The following is a 5,709-nucleotide window of genomic DNA, read 5'->3' on the forward strand; positions in this document are numbered from 1 at the left end:
GATCAGCTAGCAATCGACGGTGTAGAACGCGCACCGCAGCAACTGCGCCCATGACAGATACCTCTGATGTCGGCCAGGCAAATGTGCGAGTCGCACCTAAAGATTTTGAATTCATTGCAACGTAGGCGCCGCCATATGCTCGACGAGTAATTAAGGTAACCCGAGGTACCACTGATTCAGCAAAGGCATGGAGCAACTTTGCGCCGCGACGCACTGCACCTTCCCACTCTTGGCCAGGGCCAGGTAAGAAGCCAGTCACGTCTGCAATTACAACCATTGGAATTCCAAAGGCATCGCAGGTGCGCACAAAGCGCGCAGCTTTCTCGGCAGCTGCAGCATCAAGAACTCCACCGATATGTGCTGGATTGTTAGCGATTACTCCAACTGTTCGACCGCCTAAGCGACCGATGACAGTGGACATGTTCTCAGCCCACATTGGAAGAAGTTCGAGCTTCTCACGGTCGCTATCGAGAATTGAGTCGATCAATGGATGAACTTCATAAGAACGCTTAGAGACTGGTGGAACATGCACGCTGAGATCGGTATCGACGATATCGGTAGTGAAGTGTCCTTGATCTGCGAAGAGTGAGACCAAGTCTTGAATCTCGCTAAAGGCCACATCTTCAGAAGGTGCAATCACATGAGCAACGCCGCTGTTTTTGCTATGGGCCTCAGGGCCGCCAAGAGCAGCAATATCAATATCTTCACCGGTTACTGACTTAACAACATCAGGGCCGGTAACAAAGATGCGACCTTCTGGTGCGAGAACTACTACGTCGGTGAGTGCAGGACCATAAGCACCGCCTCCAGCGGTTGGGCCCAGCACAAGTGATAACTGTGGAATGCGTCCGCTGGCAAGCACCATCGCTTGGAAGACTTCACCAAATGCGTTAAGTGATAGAACGCCATCGCTTAAACGCGCGCCACCTGAGTGCCAGATTCCGATAATCGGCAGCTGATACGCCATCGCTTCGCGATATGCAGCAAGAATGACAAGAGATCCTTCAATACCGAGCGCACCTGATTTTGATGTGGCATCGGATGCGAAGAGAACAACTTTATTTCCATTGATTGCACCAGTGGCGGCAATCATTCCGCAATCAGTACGGGGGAGAAGGTAATTAAATGTATCCGCATCGATGAGACGTTTGATGCGGACTTCCGGATCCTTGGGATCGCTCATAAGGAAGAGTGTACTTAGATTGAGTTAAAAACAAGCACGACGTTATGGCCACCGAAGCCAAATGAGTCGTTCAACGCAGCGATATCTCCCGCAGGAAGCGCACGAGGTGTGTCGCGTACAACATCTACAGTCACAGCTGGGTCCAAGTTCTCAATATTAATTGTCGGTGGTGCGAGGCGATCTTGCAGAGCCTTTACAAGGAAGACAGATTCGATTGCACCAGCTCCACCGAGTAGGTGACCCGTCATTGACTTTGTTGCAGAGACTGCAACGTGATCAGCATCTGCTCCGAGTGCTTTGCGAAGTGCATTCGCTTCAGCAACGTCGCCTGCAGGAGTAGAAGTCGCATGGGCATTGAGGTGGACAATATCTTTTGCAGTCATTCCTGCATTCTGCAACGCAAACTTAATTGCGCGCTGGACACCAGAGCCTTCTGGGTCGGGAGCTGCAATGTGATAACCATCAGAAGTCAGACCCTGTCCGCTGATTTCGCAGTAAATCTTTGCACCACGGGCCTTAGCGTGTTCGTACTCTTCAAGAACGAGAATTCCGCCACCTTCGCCGAGAACAAATCCATCACGATCGCGATCGTATGGACGTGATGCGCGAGCTGGATCATCGTTACGAGTTGAAAGTGCCTTCATCGCAGCAAATGCCGCCATCGGAAGCTGGTGACATGCTGCCTCAACGCCACCGCTGACAACAACATCAGCGCGGTTGTTCTTGATCATTTCAAAGGCATACCCAATTGCTTCAGCGCCTGATGCACAGGCAGAGACAGGGGTATGAACGCCGGCCTTCGCCGCAAGCTCGAGACCCACATTTGCAGCCGGGCCGTTTGGCATCAACATGGGGACTGTATGAGGGCTGACGCTACGCGCACCCTTTTCATTGAGAATGTTAAATTGATCCATCAGCGTGATGACGCCGCCGATACCTGATGCGATCACAACACCGAGACGCTCCTTATCGAGGTCATCTGGGGATCCAGCATCTTTCCACGCTTCGCGAGAAGCAATCAGTGCAAATTGCTCGGAACGATCAAGTCGGCGCATCTCAACGCGCTCCATCTGATCTGCTGGTTCTGTCGCAACGCGCGCCGCAAAATGCACTGGAAGCATTTCGCGCCAATCATCGAGAAGAAGACGGACTCCACTCTGGCCGGCAAGGATTGCCTTCCACGTTGAATCGACATCTCCACCGAGTGGGGTGGTCGCACCGAGACCGGTGACCACTACGCGACGCTGTGACATAGCCGTAATTCCTTTATTCGTGCTTAGTTTGAAGCGTTAACGATGAAGTTAACTGCGTCGCCAACTGTGACAAGATCAGTTACCTTCTCATCAGGAATCTTGATGCCGAAACGCTCTTCGCAGGCAACAACAACTTCAACCATGCTGAGTGAGTCAACTTCGAGATCTTCTGTGAAATTCTTATCGAGTTCAATTGATGCTGCTGGAACGCCAGCTACTTCTTCAACAATCTCCTTGAGTCCTGCGAGTACATCTGCTGATGCGAGTGCCATGTGTGGCTCCTTTTCTTCTTTAACTAGTGTGCATTCTCTCTGAAAGTTGCGCCTACTTCATAGTACTTACGCGGTTTTGGTCGAGAAATTTATGGTTTTGGTGGAAGTTTGACGACCTGTCCCGCGTAAACGAGACCTGCGCCATATCCAATCAAGAGTGCAATTTTTCCGTGGAGCTCTGGATGTTGCTTCAGCAGAGCATCCATCGCGAGTGGAATTGAAGCTGCTGACGTATTTCCATTGGTTCGAATGTCATCAGCGATGATGACGCTCTCTGGCATATCCATCTCTTTCGCCATTGTCTCGATGATGCGCACATTGGCTTGGTGAGGAATAAATGCATCGATGTCGTTGACTGTAAGTCCAGCTGCATCGAGAGCCTTCAGCGCTGCCTTGCTCATTGAGAAGACTGCCCAGCGGAAAACTTTCTGGCCTTCTTGTGAAATGTTTGGCCACTTCACATCTGCCTTAGTCAATTGTGTCTCTGTATCGCGTACTTCAATCCATGATGGGTTCATCTGAATTGCATCACGAGAATCAGCGTCAGATCCCCATTCAACTGGACCAATCCCTGGCTCGGATGATTCACCAATAATCACAGCGCCTGCACCATCTGCAAAGATGAATGCGGTTGCGCGATCTGCTGGATCTGTGAAATCTGAAATCTTCTCCGCGCCAATAACTAGAACCTTCTTGGAAGTTCCAGCCTTGACAAAGTCATGTGCCATTGAGACTGCGTAGCAAAAACCAGCACACGCTGCATTGATATCAAAGGCTGCTGCCTTCGGATTTCCGAGGCGTTGCAAGAGAGCTGTTGCAGCAGAAGGAGCTTGGAAAGGAAAGGTAATCGTGGCAACGATGACAGTGTCGATATCGCCGATAGCGAGCTTGGCATTCTTCAGCGCATCTTCTGCAGCCCAAATAGCCATATCGAGAAGTGATTCGCTTTCATCTGCAAAGCGTCGAGTTTGAATACCTGTGCGTTGCTGGATCCATTCATCGCTTGATTCGATGCGATCAACAATCTCTGAGTTAGGAACAACTCGCTTTGGACGATAAGCACCGACAGAGAGAATCTGACTCTCGCTACCGGTACGAGTCTTGATAGCCATTACTTACCTCCGTGTGCGCCAGCAAATGCAATTGCTGTTTCAACTTCTGCCGGCGACTTTAACGCGCATTGTTCGATTGCGGGCACTGCGCGCTTGATGAGTCCGACCAAAGTTCCAGCTGGGGCAACTTCAATTGCGCCAGTTACTCCCTTGTCAGCAAGAGTCTGCATGCAGAGGTCCCAGCGCACTGGGTTTGCAATCTGGTTGACGATGCGGTCGAGAATCTCGCGACCATTTGAAATTACTGCACCATCTTTATTAGAGAGCACTCCAACGGTGGCATCTTCAACCTGCATTGATGAAGCAAGTGCACGCATCGGCTCGACTGCAGGTTGCATATAAGACGTATGGAATGCACCTGCCACTGCCAGTGCACGAACTCGCGCACCTTCCGGTGCTAGGGCAGCTAGAGCAGTGAGGTCACCGGCCGCAACAATCTGTCCGCCCCCATTGTCATTTGCTGCAACTAATCCTGCATCTGCAATCGCCTTCAAAACAACGTCGCGATCTCCGCCGAGAACAGCTGACATGCCTGCTGGTGCAAGAGCTGCTGCCTTTGCCATCTCAACTCCGCGAGTACGTACTAGTTTCATCGCATCTAAAGGAGTGAGTACTCCTGCAATTGCAGCAGCGGTAATTTCTCCCACTGAGTGACCTGCCACGAATGAAAATTTTCCAGAAAAATTGAGTGCGCGTGCACTGAGCAGACCAGCAGCAACAATCAGCGGTTGCGCATGGGCAGTGTCTTTGATTTCGTCAGCATCCGCATGAACTCCGAGATGTACGAGATCGAGGCCGATTGCATCCGACCATTGAACGAGCAACGCTTTGGCTTCGGGATCTTCAATCCAAGGAGCGAGCATTCCTGGTGTCTGTGCACCTTGACCGGGGGCGATGATTACTAACACTTGAGAAATATATTCTCTCGTGTCACATACCGACTAGTACCAGCTCAGTTATTCAGGAATTAATGTCGTGTTACGAGCCACACTTGAGCACAATGTGCTGCAACTGAAACCTTTACTTCCGGTTGCTGAATCTGCGGTTCGTGCAAAGTTACAGGAGAAGCTGCATCAAAGATGCGGCGATAACTTGTTCCCCATTGTGCATTCGGTAAAGTAAAGAGAGTCTCTTGCGTTGAAGAGTTGAGTAATAAAAGAAGTCCGCGATCAGGACCCGCATCGATAAATACTGTCAGGCTGCGCTTATCACCGTCGCCCCAGTGCTCATCTGTCATCTCATTGCCACCGAGACTAAACCAAGCAATATCTTTACGTTGAGTTCCAAAGTCGACGCGACCGGTAAAGAACTCTGCCGCGATATCGGCCAGGTAAGTCTTTCGAATACGCGCGAGCTCTGCGATCGCTTCGCGCATATCAAGTTCGTCATCGGTGAGATCCCACTTATTTGCCCAACCTCCCATAAATGTTTCAGGCGAATCGGGGATATCAACATGCATATCGCGTGGCATTGAATAAGTGTTGTTAGAGCCATTTTGGGTGCGAGATATTTCATCGCCCATGGTGATCATTGGTACACCTGCAGATAACATCAAAGTTGCCATGATGGATTTCTTCAACGAATGACGATGCTTATTGATTTCTGGGTCATCGGTGGGGCCTTCAACACCTAAGTTCCAGGTTCGATTATCGTTAGACCCATCGCGATTATCTTCTTGATTTGGCTCATTGTGCTTTTCTGCATACATCACCAAGTCGGCGAGGCTAAAACCATCGTGGGCGGTTACAAAGTTAATTGAGGATGTTGGACCTCGGTAGTAAAAGACATCGGAAGATCCGCTGATACCGGCAGCAAGATCTGAGACTCCTTCGCCATATCCACGTGCAAGGTCGCCCAACCAGAACTGGCGGACTGAGTCGCGATAGCGA

The 5,709-nt window shown here is 50.5% G+C and carries 5 protein-coding genes and 1 pseudogene; all 6 read right to left on the reverse strand.

Annotated elements, in window-relative coordinates; all coding sequences use genetic code 11:
- Positions 1-1,183: acyl-CoA carboxylase subunit beta (locus ACKOVI_RS03415; protein WP_509602628.1), on the reverse strand; the 1,183-nt coding region annotated here is incomplete at its 3' end.
- A gap of 14 nt (positions 1,184-1,197) precedes the next feature.
- A complete protein-coding gene (fabF, locus tag ACKOVI_RS03420; RefSeq protein ID WP_509602629.1) occupies positions 1,198-2,436 on the reverse strand; it encodes a beta-ketoacyl-ACP synthase II in 1,239 nt (412 codons plus the stop codon).
- 23 nt (positions 2,437-2,459) lie between these two features.
- The gene (locus ACKOVI_RS03425) at positions 2,460-2,708 is read right to left on the reverse strand and encodes an acyl carrier protein (protein ID WP_509602630.1); all 249 of its coding nucleotides are present in this window, start codon (positions 2,706-2,708) and stop codon (positions 2,460-2,462) included.
- 89 nt (positions 2,709-2,797) lie between these two features.
- Entirely contained in the window at positions 2,798-3,820 is a 1,023-nt protein-coding gene (locus ACKOVI_RS03430; RefSeq protein ID WP_509602631.1) for a beta-ketoacyl-ACP synthase III, read from the reverse strand.
- The gene (locus ACKOVI_RS03435) at positions 3,820-4,728 is read right to left on the reverse strand and encodes an ACP S-malonyltransferase (protein ID WP_509602632.1); all 909 of its coding nucleotides are present in this window, start codon (positions 4,726-4,728) and stop codon (positions 3,820-3,822) included. Before ACKOVI_RS03435 ends, ACKOVI_RS03430 begins: the two co-directional genes overlap by 1 nt.
- 59 nt (positions 4,729-4,787) lie before the next feature.
- A pseudogene (locus tag ACKOVI_RS03440) lies at positions 4,788-5,709 on the reverse strand (glycogen debranching protein GlgX); the annotation flags it as partial.

It is taken from the genome of Candidatus Planktophila sp. (genome assembly GCF_046070465.1).
Classification (GTDB): Bacteria; Actinomycetota; Actinomycetes; order Nanopelagicales; family Nanopelagicaceae; genus Planktophila.